The sequence below is a fragment of the Mucilaginibacter lappiensis genome, assembly GCF_050433765.1.
Classification (GTDB): Bacteria; Bacteroidota; Bacteroidia; order Sphingobacteriales; family Sphingobacteriaceae; genus Mucilaginibacter; species Mucilaginibacter lappiensis_A.
The window spans coordinates 21,870-43,174 of the sequence record NZ_JBNPWP010000013.1; the positions used below are offsets into that span (position 1 = coordinate 21,870).

Annotated in this window: 19 protein-coding genes; 7 read left to right on the top strand and 12 right to left on the bottom strand. The window is 41.9% G+C overall.

All coding sequences use genetic code 11. The features are described 5' to 3' along the window. Position 1 precedes the first annotated feature (1 nt). A complete protein-coding gene (locus M2273_RS27690) occupies positions 2-619 on the top strand; it encodes a WbqC family protein (protein ID WP_429401093.1) in 618 nt (205 codons plus the stop codon). After that, entirely contained in the window at positions 620-1,753 is a 1,134-nt protein-coding gene (corA, locus tag M2273_RS27695; RefSeq protein WP_429401095.1) for a magnesium/cobalt transporter CorA, read from the top strand. Between the two features lie 111 nt (positions 1,754-1,864). Here corA and msrA read toward each other — a convergent pair whose 3' ends face one another. From msrA to M2273_RS27710, 3 genes are all read right to left on the bottom strand, one after another. Beyond that, positions 1,865-2,512 (bottom strand): peptide-methionine (S)-S-oxide reductase MsrA, encoded by a 648-nt coding sequence (gene msrA / locus M2273_RS27700; protein WP_429401097.1) that lies wholly within the window; start codon positions 2,510-2,512, stop codon positions 1,865-1,867. A gap of 93 nt (positions 2,513-2,605) precedes the next feature. Next, complete coding sequence (locus tag M2273_RS27705; protein WP_429401397.1) at positions 2,606-2,845, bottom strand: DUF3820 family protein; 240 nt, start codon at positions 2,843-2,845, stop codon at positions 2,606-2,608. 92 nt (positions 2,846-2,937) lie between these two features. Then, positions 2,938-3,873 carry an MBL fold metallo-hydrolase gene (locus M2273_RS27710; RefSeq protein WP_429401099.1) on the bottom strand — a complete coding sequence of 312 codons (936 nt, stop codon included), beginning with the start codon at positions 3,871-3,873 and terminating at the stop codon, positions 2,938-2,940. A gap of 172 nt (positions 3,874-4,045) precedes the next feature. Between M2273_RS27710 and M2273_RS27715 the strand changes: the two genes are divergently transcribed. Next, positions 4,046-4,279: a hypothetical protein gene (locus M2273_RS27715; RefSeq protein ID WP_429401100.1), complete on the top strand. Its 234-nt coding sequence runs from the start codon at positions 4,046-4,048 to the stop codon at positions 4,277-4,279. Positions 4,280-4,379: 100 nt separating this feature from the next. Here the strand turns inward: M2273_RS27715 and M2273_RS27720 are convergent, their stop codons facing one another. The 8 genes from M2273_RS27720 to M2273_RS27755 all read right to left on the bottom strand — a co-directional run bounded on the left by M2273_RS27720 (position 4,380) and on the right by M2273_RS27755 (position 15,021). Then, a complete protein-coding gene (locus M2273_RS27720; RefSeq protein ID WP_429401102.1) occupies positions 4,380-5,669 on the bottom strand; it encodes an MFS transporter in 1,290 nt (429 codons plus the stop codon). A 20-nt stretch (positions 5,670-5,689) separates the two neighbouring features. Next, positions 5,690-6,349: a bifunctional 4-hydroxy-2-oxoglutarate aldolase/2-dehydro-3-deoxy-phosphogluconate aldolase gene (locus M2273_RS27725; RefSeq protein WP_429401104.1), complete on the bottom strand. Its 660-nt coding sequence runs from the start codon at positions 6,347-6,349 to the stop codon at positions 5,690-5,692. Beyond that, positions 6,346-7,386, bottom strand: coding sequence for a PfkB family carbohydrate kinase (locus M2273_RS27730; protein WP_429401105.1), 1,041 nt, complete (start codon positions 7,384-7,386; stop codon positions 6,346-6,348). Before M2273_RS27730 ends, M2273_RS27725 begins: the two co-directional genes overlap by 4 nt. Beyond that, positions 7,386-8,795, bottom strand: coding sequence for a glucuronate isomerase (gene uxaC, locus M2273_RS27735; protein WP_429401107.1), 1,410 nt, complete (start codon positions 8,793-8,795; stop codon positions 7,386-7,388). Before uxaC ends, M2273_RS27730 begins: the two co-directional genes overlap by 1 nt. Positions 8,796-8,926: 131 nt before the next feature. Next, the gene (uxuA, locus tag M2273_RS27740) at positions 8,927-10,126 is read right to left on the bottom strand and encodes a mannonate dehydratase (RefSeq protein WP_429401109.1); all 1,200 of its coding nucleotides are present in this window, start codon (positions 10,124-10,126) and stop codon (positions 8,927-8,929) included. A 248-nt stretch (positions 10,127-10,374) separates the two neighbouring features. After that, positions 10,375-12,075: a sodium/sugar symporter gene (locus tag M2273_RS27745; protein ID WP_429401399.1), complete on the bottom strand. Its 1,701-nt coding sequence runs from the start codon at positions 12,073-12,075 to the stop codon at positions 10,375-10,377. A gap of 51 nt (positions 12,076-12,126) precedes the next feature. Beyond that, complete coding sequence (gene xylA / locus M2273_RS27750) at positions 12,127-13,455, bottom strand: xylose isomerase (RefSeq protein ID WP_429401111.1); 1,329 nt, start codon at positions 13,453-13,455, stop codon at positions 12,127-12,129. 81 nt (positions 13,456-13,536) lie between these two features. Beyond that, a complete protein-coding gene (locus M2273_RS27755) occupies positions 13,537-15,021 on the bottom strand; it encodes a xylulokinase (RefSeq protein WP_429401113.1) in 1,485 nt (494 codons plus the stop codon). Between the two features lie 130 nt (positions 15,022-15,151). On the opposite strand from M2273_RS27755, the gene M2273_RS27760 reads away from it, so the two are divergent. The 4 genes from M2273_RS27760 to M2273_RS27775 all read left to right on the top strand — a co-directional run bounded on the left by M2273_RS27760 (position 15,152) and on the right by M2273_RS27775 (position 19,274). Beyond that, positions 15,152-16,189, top strand: coding sequence for a LacI family DNA-binding transcriptional regulator (locus tag M2273_RS27760; RefSeq protein WP_429401115.1), 1,038 nt, complete (start codon positions 15,152-15,154; stop codon positions 16,187-16,189). A 109-nt stretch (positions 16,190-16,298) separates the two neighbouring features. After that, the gene (locus M2273_RS27765) at positions 16,299-16,784 is read left to right on the top strand and encodes a hypothetical protein (RefSeq protein WP_429401117.1); all 486 of its coding nucleotides are present in this window, start codon (positions 16,299-16,301) and stop codon (positions 16,782-16,784) included. 142 nt (positions 16,785-16,926) lie between these two features. Beyond that, positions 16,927-18,234: a cytochrome ubiquinol oxidase subunit I gene (locus M2273_RS27770; RefSeq protein ID WP_429401119.1), complete on the top strand. Its 1,308-nt coding sequence runs from the start codon at positions 16,927-16,929 to the stop codon at positions 18,232-18,234. Between the two features lie 11 nt (positions 18,235-18,245). After that, on the top strand, positions 18,246-19,274 hold the full coding sequence (locus tag M2273_RS27775; RefSeq protein WP_429401121.1) for a cytochrome d ubiquinol oxidase subunit II: 1,029 nt from the start codon (positions 18,246-18,248) through the stop codon (positions 19,272-19,274). A 217-nt stretch (positions 19,275-19,491) separates the two neighbouring features. Here M2273_RS27775 and M2273_RS27780 read toward each other — a convergent pair whose 3' ends face one another. Continuing rightward, entirely contained in the window at positions 19,492-21,150 is a 1,659-nt protein-coding gene (locus M2273_RS27780; RefSeq protein ID WP_429401123.1) for a glycoside hydrolase, read from the bottom strand. Positions 21,151-21,305: the final 155 nt, after the last annotated feature.

A 21,305-nucleotide genomic window follows, 5' to 3' on the forward strand; every position in this document is an offset into this window, starting at 1 on the left:
TATGATTGAAAAAGGTGCTGTATTCCCTATGTTTTATCTTCCACCGGTAGAGTATTTTGTAAAATTAAATACTTATAAACCTGATATACTGATAGAAAGAGAAGAACATTTCCCTAAACAAACTTATCGTAACCGGGCCAATATTTACTCGCCCGATGGTTTACTAACGTTGGTGGTACCGGTTGTAAAAGGTTCAAAAAACCACACCAAATTTAAAGATGTAAAAATAAGCTACGATTTTGACTGGCAGACCCTGCACTGGCGGAGCCTCGGGGCCTGCTATCGGCGGTCGGCTTTTTTTGAATATTATGAAGACGATTTTGCCGCGTTTTATCAGAAGCAAAAGCAAATTCCTTATCTGTTTGATTATAATGAAGAACTGCTGCAACTGCTGTTCAAGCTCCTGAAGATCAAAACCGACATCAAATACCCCCATGAGTACCATTCGGAGTACACCTCCGTTCCTGACTTCAGAACTTCCATCACCCCCAAAAAAGAAGCTGAGCTGGAACAAAAACCCTACTTTCAGGTTTTTGAAGAGCGTAAAGGATTCCTGAAAAATCTGAGCATTGTTGATCTGTTATTTAACCAGGGCCCGCAAAGTATTAATTATTTATAAATGGACAACAGGATTAAACGCGTACGTTATAAAGTTCGCAGGCATACGGGTAATGTTGGCGACCGGCCAGGCCTGGTAATAATTCCCGAAGATGCGGTTAAACCGCATATAGCCATATTTTCTTATCATAAGGATGAACTGCTGACATCGGAAGGAAAGAATATAAAAGTCATACTGGACCAGTTTAAGAAATGTAATGGCCATGTTAAATGGACCCACTGGATAAAGATCAATGGTCTTGGCGATGCCGAACTGATTGAGCAAATAGGAACGTATCTCAACATAAATCCGCTGGTGCTTGAGGATATTGCCAATACCCATCAGCGCCCTAAGTTTGATGAATATGATGATTATGCTTTTAGCACCAGCCGCATAGTTCATTTTAACAAGGAGGATGAACTGGTGAACAACCAGTTTTCGGCCATTATTAAGGATAACATAATCATTAGTTTTGAAGAAGATTATGAGGAGCATTTTGAAGCGGTAAAAGCCCGGCTTAAGGCAGGTAAAGGTGCAATACGTACTGCTGGCCCGGGCTATATGTGTTATGCCTTAACTGATACCATTATTGATACCTACTTTATACTGCTGGCCCAGATTGGCGACAAACTGGACACCATTGAGGATAAGGTATACAGCGATGCGGATAAAAGCATCATGTTTAACTCCCAGCAAATTAAACGCACCCTGATCATCATACGCAGGGCAAGCTGGCCCGAACGCGACAAGATCAATGATATGATCCGTTCTGAAAGTCCGCTGATAACAGCCGAAGTAAAGGTGTTTTTACGCGATGCTTACGATCATTGTATACAGGCCATGGATCTGATAGAGAACTATAAGGAAGTAACCTCCAGCATTATTGACCTGTATTTATCGATGGTGAGCAACCGTATGAACGAAATCATGAAAGTGCTCACCATTATATCGGTAATATTTATTCCCCTAACCTTTATTGCCGGTATATATGGAATGAATTTTTCGAGACAGGACGATAAAGGCCACATTATTAAAGATAACATGCCCGAATTATACTGGAACCATGGCTATGTGTACGCGCTTATATTTATGTTTTTAATAGCCATTGTCCAGGTATTGGTATTCTGGAGAAAAGGTTGGTTTAATAAGCTTTAAGCCCCACCCAACCCTCCCCTAAAGGGGAGGGCTTTAGATAAAAGTTTTTCCGCAATTTAAAAAGACATTCAAAAGTCTCCTCCCTTTAGGGGGAGATTTAGAGGGGGCTCTTTACTTCTTAAACTCCGGTTTCAGATCGGCAGCCATAGCTTTCCTGAATTTCAACACTTTTGGTTTCGATACACCTTCTATATAAGGATTGTCATCATGTGTCCTGTAGTATCCCTGATGATAGGTTTCTGCCGGATAAAAGGCAGCAAACGGAACAACCTGGGTTACCACTGGGTTGTTGTAGTGCTTCGATTCGTTCACTTTTTTAATAGTGGCCAGTAAAGTATTTTTTTCTTCTGGTGTACGATAAAAAGCTATGGAACGATAATCGGTACCTTCATCGGGACCCTGGCGGTTTAAGGTGGTAGGATCATGCGCAAAGAAAAATCCTTCGGCCAGTTTATCATAACTGATCACTTTAGGATCGTAATAAACCTGTACCGTTTCGGCATGATTGGTATTTTGTGAACTTACCTCCTGATAGGTTGGATTTTTGGTATTACCACCCGCATATCCCGAAACAACTTTGTTTACACCCTTAAGCTCAGACATAGCCTCGCTCATGCTCCAGAAACAGCCACCTCCAAAGGTAGCCACGGCTTCGCCCGTCTTTGGGTTTGGCAATGAGGGAAACTTATCAGACGACTGTCCATTAGCGCAGCCTACAAATAAAAAAATGCCTGCGATATATAAGATCAACTTTTTCATGATTATAATGATTTATGTATTTAGACGGATATACGTTGTAAACCTTTCAGTCGGTTGGTCACAACAAAGTAATCTTGAACTGTTTTATGCAAATTAAAAACCGCCATCCTGTTTAAGGGACTTTTTAACCATAAAAAGTATTTCGCCCAATCCATTTGTTTTGATCTCGAACGTAGTTGATAACAGCATTCCCATTTTATCCTTTGTAAATCCCTTACCCGACATCCACTCCAAATAATATACAGGCAAATCGGCTATAATAGTGCCTTTATATTTACCATACGGCATTCTCGTTTGTACAATATCCACAAGTATCTTCGGATCAGGCTGCATGTTTTCCACTCTGTAAAGGTAGAGTTTTACCACAGATCAATAGTGAAAAAAACAACTTTGTGGTGCTCACAAACTCATTAGTCTTTTCCGCCTTACCTTTGCAATTGTCGCATTATTATAAACCCTGCAAATGCTGCGGCAAAGGCAACAATCACCTTAAACCTAACATTGCTCACAAACGGCGGCACATAGGTTACTCCTGTTTCGTCTGCAATAGCGGGATGTTCCACATATCGTCCGCTTGCGGGTACGGCTACCGCTTCAAAATTAGCTGCAAGTTCCTGCAGATCATCCTGCAATTCACGGCCGCGCATAACCGGCCCGTGCCCAGGTGCTATAGTACGGGGATTAAGTTCTGCTATTTTCCGTAAAGATATCGCAGCAGCCAACCAATTCACGGTGAAATATTGAGGGGGCCCGGTTAGTTTTTTGATATAATTAAGCTCATAAAGTGCCGATTCTGTGCGGGTTGTGGCCAGTGCGTCGCCTGCCAGCAAGACGGAATTAGCTGACATAAATAAAGATATATGTCCGGGCGAGTGTCCGGGCGTTTCAATCACTTTCCATTCTGGCAGGTAAGGTATCCCTTCATCCACATCTATAGTATTAATTTTATGGCGAATATGGATTGGCTTAATCGGAAAGAACGCAGATAACAAGCTCATTAAGCCCCCACCCACAAACGGATCGATAGGCGGATAGGATGATTTCCCGGTTAAGTAAGGCAGTTCAAGTGCATGGGCATACACCGGCACATTCCAGTGTTTTAAAAGTTCACGAAGGCTGCCGGCATGGTCTGCATGGCCATGTGTAAGTACAATTGCACCTGGTTTAGTACCAGGGCCAAAGAGGGCTTCGGCCATAGCAATAATTTTATCTGCCGAGCCCTTTAATCCGGTATCAACCAATACCCAACCTTTTGTTGAACCGGGGCGATTGGCTATCATGTATACATTTACAAATAGCAGCCTGGTTCCCCATACCCTTTGAGTTACCTGAAAATATTTGGCACTAAGTAATCTGTTCATTTATTTTATAATTATTAACAGAACAACAAGCTGATGTTAAAAGTTTTAACAGCTTTGGTTTAGGGCTAATTTTAAAGATATAAACGCTTTAATGCACCTGCGTCATACGCATCTGGGTTAACAAGTAAAACACAAATGCATATAAACGTGTTAGATAATTAAAGTATACACAATGGAAGAACAATTTAATGCCAAACTTACCGGTACCGATAGTGAGATTGACGGCACCGCCCAAGCAATAGCCTATCCCAATTTTAACAATGCGTTTGAATTTAAGTCAACTGATGGAACACTGCACCTGATCATAGCTAAAGATGCTGACGGTCAATGGATCAGGCTAACCGGTACTGAACCTTATTTGTCAAGCTGGATTGATGAGTTGGCAGAGCAGGTAGCTGCCAAATAAAAAAGTTGATCAAGTTTAATTATTTAATAAAAATGCTCAAAACAAAGCGACCAGCATATTCTAATATGCTGGTCGCTTTGTTTTGTAACTTATGACCTAATTATAAATTAACAGGTTTCATTTTAGGCGAAAGCAGGTGCATGATAAACCATGCCAGCAAATAAGCACAACCGCATATCAGGAAAATAATATTGTAGCCTGTTATCAGGTGCCCGCTTTCTTTATAAAATTCCAATATATGCCCTACTAAAAAAGGGAATAATATACCACCTACTGAACCGGCCATACCACCTATACCTACAACCGAACTAAGCGCTCTTTTAGGGAACATATCTGATGCGGTAGTAAAAATATTAGCACTCCAGGCCTGGTGGGCTGCTGCCGCTAAACTGATCAGAGCCACTGCCTGCCAAATATTAGTTGCATACTTTGCTGTTACTATAGGTATTACGCATAAAGCAAATATAAACATGGCAGTTTTACGGGCTTTAAACACCGGCCATCCCTTTTTAATGAAGTATGATGATAAATATCCACCTCCAATACTCCCAATGGATGTAGCCGTATAAACTATGATCAAAGGCAAACTTGGTTTGGTGAGATCAAGATGAAATGTACTTGAAAAATAAGAAGGTAACCAGAACAGGAAAAACCACCATATTGGATCTGTTAAAAATTTACCAATAACAAATGTCCAGGTTTGCCTGATACCGAATAACTGCACCCATTTTATTTTGCTTTCTTCTTCTGGTACAACCGAAAGCTCCACATCACTATGAATGAATGCAAATTCCTCGGGTGTTATTTTTTTGTGTTTTGAAGGTATTTCATAAAATATCCACCAAAATATAAGCCATACAAAACCGATGGCCCCGGTAATTAAAAAGGCCATCTCCCATCCATAAATACCTAATATCCAGGGCACCATTACCGGAGCGACTACTGCTCCAATATTAGCTCCGGAGTTAAATATCCCGGTAGCCAGCGCCCGCTCCTTTTTAGGGAACCACTCGGCCACTACCTTTATAGCAGCCGGAAAATTACCTGATTCGCCTAATCCCAAAGCAGCCCTAACTATTCCAAAACCCAGGGTACTTTTAACAATGGCATGAAGCATAGCCGCTACGCTCCATACAATTAATGATATGGTATAACCTAATTTGGTGCCTATTTTATCAATAAAGCTACCAAAGGCCAATAGTCCTAAAGCGTAGGCTGTAGCAAATGCCATTACAATATAACCGTAGTCAGTTTCGGTCCATTTAAACTGAACTTCCAACACAGGTTTTAATAAACCTATAACCTGTCTGTCAAGATAGTTTATGGTAGTGGCAAAAAATAGAAGTGTAACTACTACCCATCTGTAGTTTCCAACTTTGGTTTCTTTCATTATAATTGGTTTTTAATTGGTTATTTACTGGTTTGCACCATTTCCATTAGTTTAATGGTATCTGAATATAACTGCTCATATAAACGATTGTCCAATACCTTTTTGCTGATCAGCTTGCTGCCCATCCCCACCGCGCAAACCCCTGCCCTAAACCAGGTGCTGATACTGTCGATGTTAAGTTCGACCCCACCAGTTGGTATAAACAATTGCCCACCAAACAACTCCCTTATCGACGACATAAATTCAGGTCCTAAAATGTTAGCCGGGAATAATTTTATCAAAGCCGCACCATGCTGTTGTGCAATACTAATTTCGGTTGGGGTCATACAACCGGGGATCCATAGTAAGTCGTGCTGTTTGGCCACGGCCCCAACTTCGGGGTTTATGGTAGGGGCTACAATAAAATCTGCACCTGCAGCAATGAAAGCGGCGGCTTCTGCAGCTGTTTTTATTGTACCTATACCCAAATGCAGACCCGGCATTTCTTCTTGCTGAGCCTTTTTTAACACTATAAAATTGGCAAGAGCGGCTGCGCCCCTGTTAGTATATTCAAAAACCCGGATGCCTGCTTTGTATAGCGTACGTGTTATTTCCAGGCTCACCTCTGCATCTTCATAAAAGAAGAGTGGTAACGATCCCTGGGTTAATATGGCATCAAGTACTGTATCTTTTTTGCTCATGATATTATCGCTTTTGTAATTTCCTCAACCGTTTTAGTAGTTGCATCGCCTTCTATAAATAATTTCTGGTAAGCTGCCGAGGTTGCAAATTCCAGCGTTTGCAGCGGATCAAGGTTATTGTAAAAACCATAGATCAGCCCTGCCATAAAACAGTCGCCGCTGCCAACTTTGTCTATCACTTTATCTGTATCGTACTGTTTTGAACTATGCAATAGATCGCCATCGTACAGTGCAGTATAATAATTAATACCCTCGCCGGCATCAAAACGGAAGGTATTGGCTACCGCTTTACATTTAGGATACTGGCTGATGATACTTTCTGATGAAAATAAAGCCTCTTTTAAGTAGATGCTTTTTTGCCCTGATTCTGTAACATTTGGTTCTACGGGTATGCCCAGCATCCTTTCGGCAGCCCAAATGTTGCCCATGATCAGGTCTGCATATTTTACCAATTGCGGCATCACATCAATCGGCTGTTTGCCGTATTGCCAAAGCCTGGCCCGATAATTCAGATCAACCGATATGGTAATATTTTTGGCAGATGCCGCTTCCAGTACTTCCGCACAAACGTTGGCTACATTTTGACTGATGGCCGGGCATATAGCGCTAAAGTGAAACCAGCTTACACCATCAAGCACCTTATCCCAATCAACCTGCCCAGGTTTTAAGGCTGCAAAGGCAGAGTGGGCCCGGTCATATATCAGTGCGTTATTCTTGATGTCTTTACCACGGGTTAAATAGTATAACCCTATCCTATCGCCATGCATAAAAACGGGCGTAGTATCCACTTTTTTATCCTGCAGGTAATCAAGGATCTGTGCCGACATGGCATTATCCGGCAAGGCCGTAAAATAAGCTGATGGCAGTCCCCATAAGGCTAAGGCTGTAGCTACATTTAATTCGGCGCCGCCTACAAAAAATGAAAGTTGGTTATCAACTAACCATTGTCCGCCAGCATCAGGGCAAATCCTGAGCAGCAATTCGCCAAATGAAAGTACACTGCCCTTTGGTGATCCGTTTTCAAAAGGGTTACTCATTACTGCTTATCAAAATTAAAGTAATTCTTAGCGTTATAATAGCAAATATCCTGAATGATCTTGCCGGTCCACTCTAAATCATTAGGCAATTCGCCGTTCTCTATATCCTCGGCAAACAGGTTACAAACCAGTCTGCGGAAATACTCATGCCTCGGGAACGATAAAAAGCTGCGCGAATCGGTAAGCATCCCTACCATACGGCTGATGAGACCAATATTCGATAGCGCGTTTAACTGTTTGGTCATCCCGTCTTTTTGATCCAAAAACCACCAGGCCGAACCAAACTGAACTTTACCTGCTACTGAACCATCATTAAAATTACCAGTCATAGAAGCCATCAGCTCGTTATCTGCCGGATTTAAGTTATAGAGGATAGTTTTTGCCAGTTGATTATCCAGATCAAGCCTATTTAAGAATTTAGACAAAGCAACACCCTGTTTAAAATCTCCAATAGAATCCCAGCCTGTATCCGGACCGGAATTTGTTAACCCACGGGTATTGTTGTTGCGCAATGCGCCGAGGTGAAATTGCTGCACCCAGCCTTTTTCATGATCCCAAAGCGCGAAATGCACCAACATAGCCGATTTGAACTTTAATATTTCCAGAGGCAACAAAGCTTGCTTATTTCTTATTTTTAAGAAAATAGCCGCTATCTCACTGTCGGTATAATCCTCGGCATAAATTTGCTCCAGGCCATGATCAGACAATTGGCAGCCATTTGCGGCGAAATAATCATGACGGGCTTTTAACGCTTTTAAATAATCGTCAAAGTTTGATACAGATACATTAGCAACCACTTCCAACTGATCAATGTAAGTGTTTAGTGCATTAAGATCATCAGCATTCATGGCTTTATCGGGCCTAAAAGCTGGTAATACCTTTACACTGAAGCCATCCTGTTTAATCTGCTGATGATAAGCTAAATTATCCAGCGGATCATCAGTAGTACAAACCACCTCTACATTTTTACTTTTGAGGATACCCCTTACACTAAATTCAGGTGTTTGCAGCTTAGCGTTACAGTCCGCATATATTTTCTGCGCGGTTGCCGGCGAAAGCAGTTCATTAATACCAAAATAGCGTTGCAACTCCAGGTGAGTCCAATGATAAAGTGGGTTACGCAGTGTGTAGGGTACGGTAGCGGCCCATTTTTCAAATTTTTCCTGGTCGGTTTTATTCCCGGTGATATATTCCTCATTAACACCATTGGCACGCATGGCCCGCCATTTATAATGATCACCATATAGCCATATACGCGTTAGGTTCTCAAACTTAACATCTTCGGCTATCTGATCAGGCGGCAAATGGCAGTGGTAGTCAATAATAGGTAATTCGCTGGCATACTCGTGGTACAGGCGTTGTGCTGTTTTGGTATTGAGTAAAAAATCCTGATCTAAAAAATTCTTCATTAGTATGATAAGCAGTAAACTGCCTTTTAAATTTTTAAATTATGTGTTAGCCTCACCTAATCCTCTCCAAAGGAGAGAACTTTAACTTCACTTTTTGAACCCTCTCCTTTGGAGAGGGCAGGGTAAGGCTGTTATGCTTTATCAAATAAGGAGCGTTTAACGCCCATTTCCAGGCCCCTTAGTTCGGCAAGGCCTTTTAGCCTTCCAATAGCCGAATATCCGTGGTATGTTTTATACTTAAAATCGTCGAGCAGTTTATGACCATGATCCGGGCGCATGGGTATAGCTATATCTTCGCGACCGTTTTGCTGGCGTTTTTGCTGCTCAAGAATAATGTTTTTCATCACCGCGTACATATCAGTACTACCATTTAAATGCTCGGCCTCATAAAAGCTGCCGTCAGGTTCACGCTGTACATTACGCAAATGCAGAAAATGAATATGCTCTCCTAACCTCTCCACCATGCCGGGCAGGTCGTTGTCAGCCCTTGCTCCTAATGAACCGGTACAAAAGGTTAAACCATTACTTGGCGATGGACTAAAATTAACCACATCAACCAAATCCTGCTCGGTCGATACTACCCGCGGCAAACCCAGTATAGGAAACGGCGGATCATCAGGGTGAATACACATTTTTACACCGGCTGCTTCTGCACCCGGAATAATACCCTTCAGAAAATAACCAAGGTTGTTCTTTAAAGCAACCGCATCGGTGTTGGCATATCGTTTTAAATGCTCATTAAATTCAGCAATAGTTAATACTTTGTTGGTTCCGGGCAAGCCGGCCATCAGGTTATTGATCAGCTGCTCTTTTTCATCAGTGCTGATCTTGTCGAGGTAATTTTTGGCAGCTTGTTGTTGCTTCGCTGTGAAATCATTATCAGCGCCTTCACGCTCCAATATGTAAAGATCAAATGCAGCCAGGGCGTTTGCATCATATCTTAACGCGGTTCCTTTATTAGGCAACAGAAAATCCAGATCGGTCCGCGTCCAGTCAAGCACGGGCATAAAATTATAGCATACAATATGTATACCTGCTGCTGATAGGTTTTTAAGGGTGCTAACGTAGTTCTCGATGTATTTGTCTCTACCGGCCGAAGCTGTTTTTATGCTTTCGTGAATATTAACGCTCTCCACAACCGACCATGTAAGTCCGGCAGCTTCAATCATTTTTTTACGTTCGATGATCTCGTCCAAAGGCCACACTTCCCCGCTGGGGATGTGATAAAGCGATGTAACAATGCCAGTAGCCCCAGTTTGCCTGATGGCTGTAAGTGTAACCGGATCGGTAGGCCCAAACCAGCGAAATGTTTGTTCTAAATTATTCACCATGATTATGGTATCGTAGTATAATAGGTTTGTTGTTGACCGGCAAATTACACATCATTCGCACAAGTTTAAAGCGATATTAAAAAACAATCAACGCAAACGTTTGCGGATACGGGTTAAAATGCCAAATACCATTAAGGGGTATTATTAAATTGAATAACGTTTTAGCAATTGATATAGTTTGATTAAAAAAAGAGGGCGACATATCACCAGATCTATCGCCCTCTTTTATATTTAGTTGTGCGTATCTGCTACCAGAAGATAGAATAAAGCGCAACTACTATACCGGTAACAATCAGCGCGCCGGCAGTAAATGCACGTGATGTTTTAAACATGGATGCATCTATCTCTAAACCATTGGTTGTAATACCCCTCGCTTCATCAATTTTTGAAATGATATACATACCAACAACGCAAATGATGAATACAAAACCCATGCGGTCAAGGAATGGTATTTCGTATAGCTGGGTAACTTTGTCGTCCTGCAATGCAAGTTTTGAAAAACCATAAGGCGACAAGAAACTCAGATCGGCAAAGCGCGGTAACAGTTTAAAGAAACAGGAGAATATAAACCCGCCCACAGTTGCAAACAATGCCGCGTTTGAGGTTGCTTTTTTCCAGAAGAAACCGAGGATAAACATGGCAAAAATACCCGGAGATACGAAGCCTGTATACTCCTGTATGTACTGGAAGCCCTGCTTACCTTCGCCCATTAGTGTTTTACCTATCAATTCTGACAAAATTATACCTAATACCATGGCAACCACTACAGACCATTTACCTAAAGTAACCAGCTTTTTATCTGTAGCTCCGGGATTAATGGCTTTTTTGTAGATATCAAGTGTAAATATGGTTGCTATACTGTTTGCTTTACCTGCTAACGAGGCAACAATTGCAGCTGTTAAAGCAGCAAATGAAAGTCCTTTTAAGCCCGACGGTAATAAGTTTAACAATGATGGATATGCCTTATTAGGATCCAAAACGCCCGATGAACTCATCATTTCCTGGTGAAACATACCCTTTTGGTATAGTAAATATGCCGCTATACCTGGTAATACTACAATAACGGGCATCAGCAATTTAAGGAAAGCCGCGAACAGGATACCGCCACGTGCAGTTTTAAGGTTTGCACCCAAAGCCCTTTGCGTAATGTACTGGTTACAGCCCCAATAGTTAAGGTTAGTGATCCACATACCGCCAATAAGTACAGTTAAACCCGGCAGATCCATATAGTTAGGATTGTCTTTCTTAAAGATCATATGGAAATGATCAGTAGCCTCTGAATGCAATATTTTAAATCCATTCAATAAACCCGTGGTTCCTTCTTTTTCACTTAAAAGCGTTAATGCAAGGTATGTAGCCATTAAACCACCCAGTATAAGCACAGCCACTTGTATAACATCAGTGTAACCAATAACCTTCATCCCACCCAGTGTAATTACTATGGAGAATATAGCCAGCAACCAGATACACAGGTGAATATCCAAACCGGATATACCGCTGATAGCCAACGCGCCGAGATATAATATGGACATTAAGTTAACCACAATGTATAGTAACAGCCAGAATATGGCCATGATCATAGCTACTGTACCATTATATCGCTGGTGCAGGAATTGCGGCATGGTGAATATCTTGTTTTTAAGATACACCGGTATAAAAAACACCGCTACAATGATCAGTGTAATAGCTGCCATCCACTCGTATGTTGAAATGGCCAAACCCATCTTGAATGCAGATCCGCTGGTTCCGATAAACTGTTCGGCTGATATATTTGAAGCGATCAATGATGCACCGATAGCCCACCAGGTTAGTGACCCTTCGGCCAAAAAGTAGTCTTTTGAGGTGGCATCAGCGTTGTGTTTACGCTTATATACCCACCAGCCATAGCTGGAAACTAATACAAAGTAGATCAAAAATACAGCATAATCGCCATACGAGAGGGTTTTCAGGTTCATTGTTTTGGTTCTGTTGGTTTAATATGTTAGATTGACAATTATAAACTATATATAGCGATTTATCAAATTTTCTAAATATTCTTGTTTACCACTTATGGCTTTAGGCTCGCCATTAGCTATTGCATAGTTACGTAAATCTTCTAACGAAAGCTTACCTGTTTCAAAATCGTTACCAGAACCTGAGTCAAATGAAGCATACCTGTCTGCACGTATTTTTTTGTATTCTGATTTTTGCAGGATGTTATCAGCCGTTACCAAAGCACGGGCAAAAATATCCATACCACCAATGTGGGCATAGAAAAGATCGGCCGGATCGGTTGAGTTACGGCGTATTTTAGCGTCAAAATTAATACCGCCACCCTGGAAACCGCCTGCTTCTAAAATGATCAGCATCGATTCGGTGATCTCATTAATATCATTCGGGAACTGATCGGTATCCCAGCCGTTTTGCACATCGCCACGGTTGGCATCTATAGACCCTAATAAACCCGAATCAACCGCTACCTGCAGTTCATGCTGAAAAGTGTGACCGGCCAGTGTAGCGTGGTTAACTTCCAGGTTCAGTTTAAAATCATTCAATAGGTCATATTTCTGCAAAAAGCCCAATACGGTAGCCGCGTCATAATCATATTGATGTTTAGTAGGCTCACAAGGTTTTGGTTCGATAAAGAAATTACCTTTAAAGCCTTGCTTGCGGGCATAATCTTTAGCTGTATGTAAAAACTTCGCGAAATGTTCCTGCTCACGTTTCATATCCGTGTTAAGCAAGCTCATGTAACCTTCGCGACCGCCCCAGAATACATAGTTCTCGCCGCCTAAAGCAATAGTTGCATCAATAGCTGCCTTAACCTGCGCACCTGCATGGGCCAAAACATGAAAATCGGGATTGGTTGACGCGCCGTTCATATACCTTTTGTGGCTGAACAGGTTCGACGTACCCCAAAGCAACTTAACACCACTCGCAGCTTGTTTTTGTTTGGCATAATCAACCAGGGCCTGTAAACGCCTGTCGTTCTCGTTTACATCGTTGCCATAATCAACCACATCCACATCATGAAAACAATAGTATGGCAGGTTCATTTTGGTGATGAACTCAAACGCGGCATCCATTTTATCTTTGGCACGTTCAACCGCATCTGTCTTTTCATCCCATGCAAATACGTGAGTAGGTCCGCCAAATGGATCTGCACCATTACCGCAGAACGAGTGCCAGTAAGCACAGGCAAAGCGTAAATGATCTTTCATGGTTTTGCCGGCCACTACCCTATCCGCGTCATACCACCTAAATGCCAGTGGATTATCAGACTGCGGTCCTTCATATTTGACCTGACCTATTTCTTTAAAAAATTCCTTTTCTCCGGTTACGATGCTCATATTTTTAATTGTTGAGTTATTGAATTAATGAATTGTTTTAGTTATCGATTAATGAATTATTGATTTTTTTATCTTTCGCCTTTAACCTTTTGCCTTTAACCTCTCTTCTAAAAGCTCCTTCCATTCCTGGTAAACAGGTTCAAATTGTTGGGTTGATGGTTCAATTAATTGAATGGCTTTAGTGTTGCTGAATGCTTCGGCCGGCGATGCAAATATCCCTGCGCCAATACCAGCACCTAATGCTGCTCCTACGCTGCCATCATTATTATAAAGTTCAACAGGCACACCTGTGGCGTTTACAAAGGCTTCGGTAAATAGTTCGCTTAAAAACAGGTTGCTTTTTCCGGCGCGGATCACTGTCGGGTTCATGCCGTTGCCCCGCATAATATCCAGCCCGTAACGGAAAGCGCTGGCAATGCCCTCCTGCACAGCCCTAAAAATATGGGCTTGTGTATGCAAGTTCAGGTCGATGTTTTGAAAATGGGCGCCTACCTGTTTGTTGTTAAGCATACGCTCGGCACCGTTACCAAATGGTAATACCTGCAAGCCATCGCTGCCTAATGGTGCTTTCTTAGCCTCGTTGTTTAACTGTGTATAACTTAGCCCTGTCCCAAAATTGTATTTAGCCCAGCGGTACAAGCTGCCTGTACCATTAATGCACAAAAGTACACCCAGGCGTTTTTGTTGTTCAGTATAGTTAACATGTGCAAAGGTGTTAATGCGCGATTCCTGGTCATAAGCCAACTGGTCGCTCACACCATATATTACCCCGGAAGTACCCGCAGTAGCAGCAACCTCGCCCGGATTAAGCACATTTAAGGAAAGCGCGTTGTTTGGCTGATCGCCCGATTTGTAGGTTACCGGGATGCCTGCTTTTAATTTCAATTTTTCGGCAACAGAAGCCAGCAGGTTACCGTGCGACGAAAATACGGGGTTGATAACCGGGAACAAACTTTCATCAAACCCAAAATAGCTGATGATCTCTTTAGAAATGCCATTTGTTTTAAAATCAAAGAACACCCCTTCGGATAATGCCGAAACTGAGGTAGTGATCTCTCCTGTAAGCTTCATGGCAATAAAATCACCGGGCAGCATGATCTTATCTATCTTACTGTAAATTTCCGGTTCGTTCTCCTTAACCCAAGCTAATTTTGATGCTGTAAAGTTTCCGGGAGAGTTTAGCAGATGCGACAAGCAATTCTCCTCGCCTATGGCGACAAAAGCTTTATCACCAATTTCAACAGCGCGGCTATCACACCATATAATACTATCGCGCAGTACATTCTGGTCTTTATCAACCAAAACCAAACCGTGCATCTGGTAGGCTATGCCAATGGCTGCAATATCGGCAGGGGTGTATAATTTTTTAGCGTGACAAAGTTCCAGTGCTTTTTGAGCCTGCTCCCACCACATTAGCGGCGACTGCTCGGCCCAGCCCGGATGTAAAGCTTTAATTGGCGATTCCTCGTCGGGATATTGCGCCGATGCCACTATTTGTTGAGTAGCTGCATCAACAACACTAACTTTAACTGACGAGGTACCTATATCAATGCCTAATAACAGCATATTTTTTGTGGGATTATTGCGTGAATACTATGGTGCGTTTATTTTTTGGTAACTTAACGAGACGAAATTAAAGAAATATTTGAAATTGCAATCGATTGCGTAAAATATTTTTTCCAACTTGCACTTTATAATGAAGAAAGTAAAACGGACCACCATTTATGATATTGCTGCCAAACTGGGCATAACTGCTTCTTCCGTATCAAGGGCGCTGAATAATAGCAGCCAGGTGAACGAAAAAACAAAGGAGCTCATTATTAAAACAGCCGATGAACTAAACTATAAACGTAATATACTGGCTTCAAACCTGCGAAAGGGGCAATCAAAAACTATTGGTGTAGTTGTACCGCGTATTAATCAGAACTTTTTTTCGAACGTAATTGCGGGCATCGAAGAAACTACCTATCAAAAGGGCTATAATCTGATCATTTGCCAATCGGGCGAGGATCATGATAAGGAGATCCAGTGCGTAAATACACTGATAAACCAACATGTGGATTGTATTGTAATATCAGTATCGGCCGATAGTTACGATTACCAGCACCTGCAAAATGTAATAGATCACGGCATCCAACTGATCCAGTTTGACCGTGTTGCCGAAGAACTGGAAACCCTAAAGGTAATCAATGATAATGTACAGGCCTCCTTTGAGGCGATGTCGCACTTAATTGAAGGTGGTTATAAACGGATAGCTCTGCTGGAAGGCCCTCAAAACCTTAATATTTTCAGACAACGGAAAGAGGGCTATTTGAAAGCACTACAGCTATATAATATCCCGGTGATAGATGAATTGATTGTTGAAAATGCCTGGACCAAAGAACTGGGCGCCGAGGGTACACGCAAACTATTAAACCTGCCTCAGCCTCCTGATGCCATATTTGCCTCCACTTCTGATTTTTCGGCGCTGGGTGTATTGGAAGTTGCCAATGCTATGGGCATCAAAGTACCAGCGGAGTTAGGTGTATGCGGCTATGCCAACGAGGCTTTTTCTGAGATCACCAGTCCATCCATTACTACTATTGACCAGTTTAGCGTTTACATGGGTAATACGGTTGCCAATTTGTTTTTCCAGGAGATAGGTAATACCGATACTACAGCCAAACCCAAGATCATCAGCATAAAACCAGAGTTGATCATCAGGGGATCAACATCAAGGAATGGGAAACAATAGGATTTTAAGTAAAAGCTTTCACAGGGGCCTCTGCGAGAGACCCTGCTGGGACAAAAGGCTCAGTATTATAAAGATATAAAGATCGATAATTAATAGCATTTGCAAGTTTATGTCTAAATATGCTTTAGTAGAAAGAGAAAGGAAATTCGTGATACCTCCCGATCATGTTAATATTAGTGGCTTGCCCCATAAACATATTACAGATCATTACATGCTCAATACTGCTATAAGATTCCGCCTGGTTACAGATGACAACGGAACAACCTATAAGCTAACCAAAAAGACACCTCTAAATATTACGGGAGAGCATCTAATCACAACCATTTACTTGGACCAGGAAGAATACTTGCAGTTAAATAACTCTGAGTGTGTTGTAGTAGAAAAAATCAGATACCTGATAGCTGCGGGGTCTTTGGTTATTGGTTTGGATAGATATACAAACTCATCTGAAGAATTATGGATAGCAGAAATAGAATTTATTACACAGGAGGAGATGGATAACTTTCAGATGCCTTTAATATATTTAAGAGAGGTAACAACCAATCCCGAATTTAATGGCTTTGAGCTTGCAAAGCGTTTCCAAAAAGATTATTAAACCAGCCATCTTTAATAAATTTTATCCACTAATACAACACGTTACGTATAAAAAGTATATTTTATATTCAATATCAATTAATAAATCTTAACGATTTTGTTACATTAAGCCTTAAATTCAACCATTATTTATATACAAAAATATGGATGATTTTATTGCAGCAAGGTCGCAAATGGCCTTATCATTAGGTTTTCATATCATATACTCCTGCATTGGCATGGTTATGCCTGTTTTTATGGCCATTTCCCACTATAAATGGATAAAAACCAAAGACCCGGTTTATAAAAACATTACTATAGCCTGGAGTAAGGGTGTGGCTATCTTTTTCGCTACAGGTGCTGTATCGGGCACTATGCTATCATTTGAGCTGGGTTTGCTTTGGCCTGGGTTTATGAAACACGCCGGCCCTATTTTCGGGATGCCGTTTTCCTTAGAAGGTGTAGCTTTCTTTATTGAAGCCATAGCCCTGGGCTTTTTCCTGTACGGCTGGAACAAGCTTAACACCTGGTTCCACTGGGTTACGGGTGTTGTAGTGGGTGTAAGTGGTATAGCGTCTGGCATTTTGGTGGTATCTGCCAATGCGTGGATGAACAGCCCTTCAGGTTTTGATTTTGTGAATGGCCAGTATCTAAACATCGACCCGGTAAAAGCCATGTTTAACGAGGCCTGGTTCTCCGAGTCGCTGCACATGACCATAGCGGCATTTTCGGCCACGGGTTTTGCTGTAGCGGGGATCCATGCGTTGATGATCTACCGGAAACGTAATGTGCATTTTCACAGCAAGGCATTTAAAATCGCCATTATATTTGGTGCTGCGGCAGCTATTTTACAACCTTTAAGCGGCGATATATCTGCCAAAGGCGCTGCCAAAAGGCAACCTGCAAAATTAGCCGCAATGGAAGCTTATTTCCATACGCAAACTTATGCCCCACTGGTTATCGGGGGTATACCTGATACTGCGGCTAAAAAAGTAAACTATGGCATTGAAGTCCCCGGTTTGCTGAGTTTCCTGGTGCATGATAATTTTAAACAGGAAGTAAAGGGGTTAGACCAGATACCGGTTAAGGACCAGCCACCTATCGCGGTTACTCATTACGCTTTTCAGATCATGGTTGGTTTTGGTATGCTGATGATGTTGATCGGGATATTATATTTTATTGCCTTGTGGAAAAAGAAAAGCTGGTTTAACAAGAGTTGGTTCCTGAAAATGTTTATTTATGCTACTCCTGCCGGTTTTATAGCGCTGGAAGCCGGGTGGACAGTTACCGAAGTTGGCCGCCAGCCCTGGATAATACAGGGGGTTATGCGCACCAGCGAAGCCGTTACGCCCATGCCGGGCATACAGTATTCCTTTTACCTGTTCACCTTTATTTATTTTACACTGAGTGTGTTTGTTATTTTCTTGCTAAAAAGGCAAATACAAATGGTGCCTGAATTGTACGACCGTTAACCCATAAAATTATGTTATACGTTGTTATCCTGTTTTTATTTGCTGCCATCACCCTATATTTTCTGTTAGGCGGGGCCGATTTTGGCGCGGGTATCATTGAGCTTTTTACATCAACCGATAATAAACACCGTACCCGTAAAACCAGTTACCAGGCTATTGGGCCCATATGGGAAGCCAACCACATGTGGCTTATTATTACCGTGGTAATTTTGTTTGTAGGTTTCCCAACCATATACAGTGAGATGTGTATTTATCTGCATATCCCCTTATTGATCATGCTGATGGGTATTATTGCCCGCGGAACGGCTTTCGCGTTTCGTAATTATGATGCTATAAAGGATGAGAAAACGCAGGGGTTTTATAACCACATGTTTGTTTATTCGAGCTTTGTTACGCCTATGTTTTTGGGCATTATAGCGGGCAGCGCCCTGTCGGGCCAGATAGATCCTACTGCTAAAACCTTTGCGGGGGCTTATATTTTTAGCTGGCTCAACTGGTTCTCTGTAGCTGTTGGACTTTTCACTGTGGCGCTTTGTGGTTTCCTTGCAGCCATTTATCTCATTGGCGAATGTACCGAGGTGTATGATATAAAACGCTTTATAAAAAAAGCAAAGGCTATGAATATAGCCGCCGTAATATTAGGAGCTCTTGTGTTTTTGGCTTCGAACTTTGAACAAGTCCATTTGGCCAACTGGATATTTGGTAACCCAATAAGTTTAGTAGTTGTTATTGCAGCTACATTGTCACTGATATTACTATGGTTCATTATTTCAGATATAAAAAACAAACAGTGGATCAGGGTATTGGCCGCTTTTCAGGTGAGCATGATCCTGATTGCAGTTGGGCACACCCGTTTCCCTCGTTTTGTGATATTTAAAGATGGCAGCTCCATGTCTTTGCTTACAGATCATGCAACCACCAAAACTATTGATGACCTGGGCATAGGCCTGCTCATCGGTAGTTTATTCATACTTCCGGCACTGGGGTATTTATATTACAGTTTTAAGAAGAAAGATTCGGGGCAGGCTGCTGAACATTGACCGTTGATTTTGGTGATTACGTGGATTGCGTTGATTTTTTCAAACAACTTGTCATCCTGAGCGCAGCGAAGAATCTATTCGTATACAAGCATATCGAATATTAGATTCTTCGCTGCACTCAGAATGACATAAAAAAATGGGATCAAGAAAATCCTAAAATCCTTTAATCATGGTTCAGAAAATCAACGCAATCCACGTAATCACCAAAATCAACGGTCTATCGCTGAAATATTTCCGGGTATTTCCTGATAAAATAAACCGGTGTACAGCTCCAGGCATGACAATAGCTGTTAACCGGATAGAAGTTATACGGCGATTTCAGCTCATCATTAGGATCATAAACCTCCCAAAAGGTATCAGCACCCTTTTTGATCATACCGCCCCAGTAGGTTTGCAGCGCTTCTTTGGCTTCTGCTTTCAGACCGCTTTCTATCAGCGCAGCTACATAGTAATGGAACATGTAGGGTGCGCCAGGATGTACGGCATCTTTTATAGATGGCAATGCCTTAAGCGCTGTTTGTCCCTCAGTTTTGGAGGCCACCCCACTCAATACCATCCAGGCCTGTGAGCCATAGGATATTTGCTTTTTTACCCCGCTTACAAATAAACCCGATTTTTTATCGTACAGATTTGTATATGCCGCATTCTTCAGCTTTCTGGCTAATGCGGGGATATCCGATACTTCATTTTCCTTACCTAATATTTTGGCCAACGCGTAGGTTTGATTAAGCGTATAAATAGATAAACCCTGTAAACTGGCTTGTTTGTCCAAGCCGTCTTTCCAGTCAAAAAACACCCACCACTCCTTTCCGGCTTTTATATAATCCATCATACCATCTTTACCGGCATATTTGCGGATCATGTCCAGCTGTTTTTTGGCCACGGGCCACAGGTCAAGTCCGGTTTGTTTATCATCAGTAGCAGCTACATATTCTTTCAGTGCAACATTATATAAAAAGCAATAATCCAGCAGCCTGTTACCAACCTGTGCATGTGGTTCGGGGGTTTCAAATACGTTGGAGATAAGTACACCATCATCAGCAGACAATCCTGCCAGCAGGTAAAAGCAACGCTTTGTAAGGTTATTGTTTTGATATGAATACAGGTTAGCCAACGATTCAAGGTATAGGTCGCCTATCCAGAGCCTGCGATCTCGTTTGGGGCCATCCTCATATACGGTTTGCATACACTCCTTTAAGGTGGTAAGCCCTATTCTGTCAATATCGGCAATAAGCTGGGATGTTCCCTGGGCTAAAAGCGGGGGCTTGGCCATTACAGAAGTTGTAGCCTTAAACTCCATATTGGTGATATGAAAATCAAAATAGGGCGAAGCACCGAGCAATTCTATCTTTACATACCGACAAGCCAGTCTGCGTGGTATGGTAATAGTGGCCGGCATTTCGGTAACAGTAACGGTTTCGTCTTGCAGCCAGGCCCGGCTTATAGTGCCCGGATATGGATCAAATGGCACCGTTAATTCAGATGGCACTTCGCCAAAGGTAAATTTCAGCCTCACCGGTGCATCCGGCGTACCTTTTAATGATTGGATGGTAAATGTAAAATACCCGGTAAGATGTTCGCCAAAATCGGCTACTACACCACTTTGGGTTTTGAATGATTTGCTGTAAAATGCACCCACACTATCTGTATTTACAGCTTTCCAACCCTGGAAAGCAGTGGGGTCTTTTTCCAGCTTTACCATACTAATGGGTTGTTTTTCCGTTTCGACAAGCTTAGGCTTGTTTTCTTCAGCTTTCTTTAGCCAGTCCTGCCGATAGGATTGGTAAGGGTCCTGCGCTTTTACATTGTTGGTAAAAAGTGTAATAAAAGCGGCTAATAGAAGGGTAAATTTTGGGTTGAGTAAGTTTAATACCATAGGGGAATAGTTTAAATTTTAAGATTTCCGTAACTACTTGTAACGAAGTTATATAATTGGTTAAAGCAAGATAAATATATACATTTTTCATACCATCCCCTACTATCTTTTTAAGGTACAAATACAATTATGTAATATTACATTTGTGCTATCCC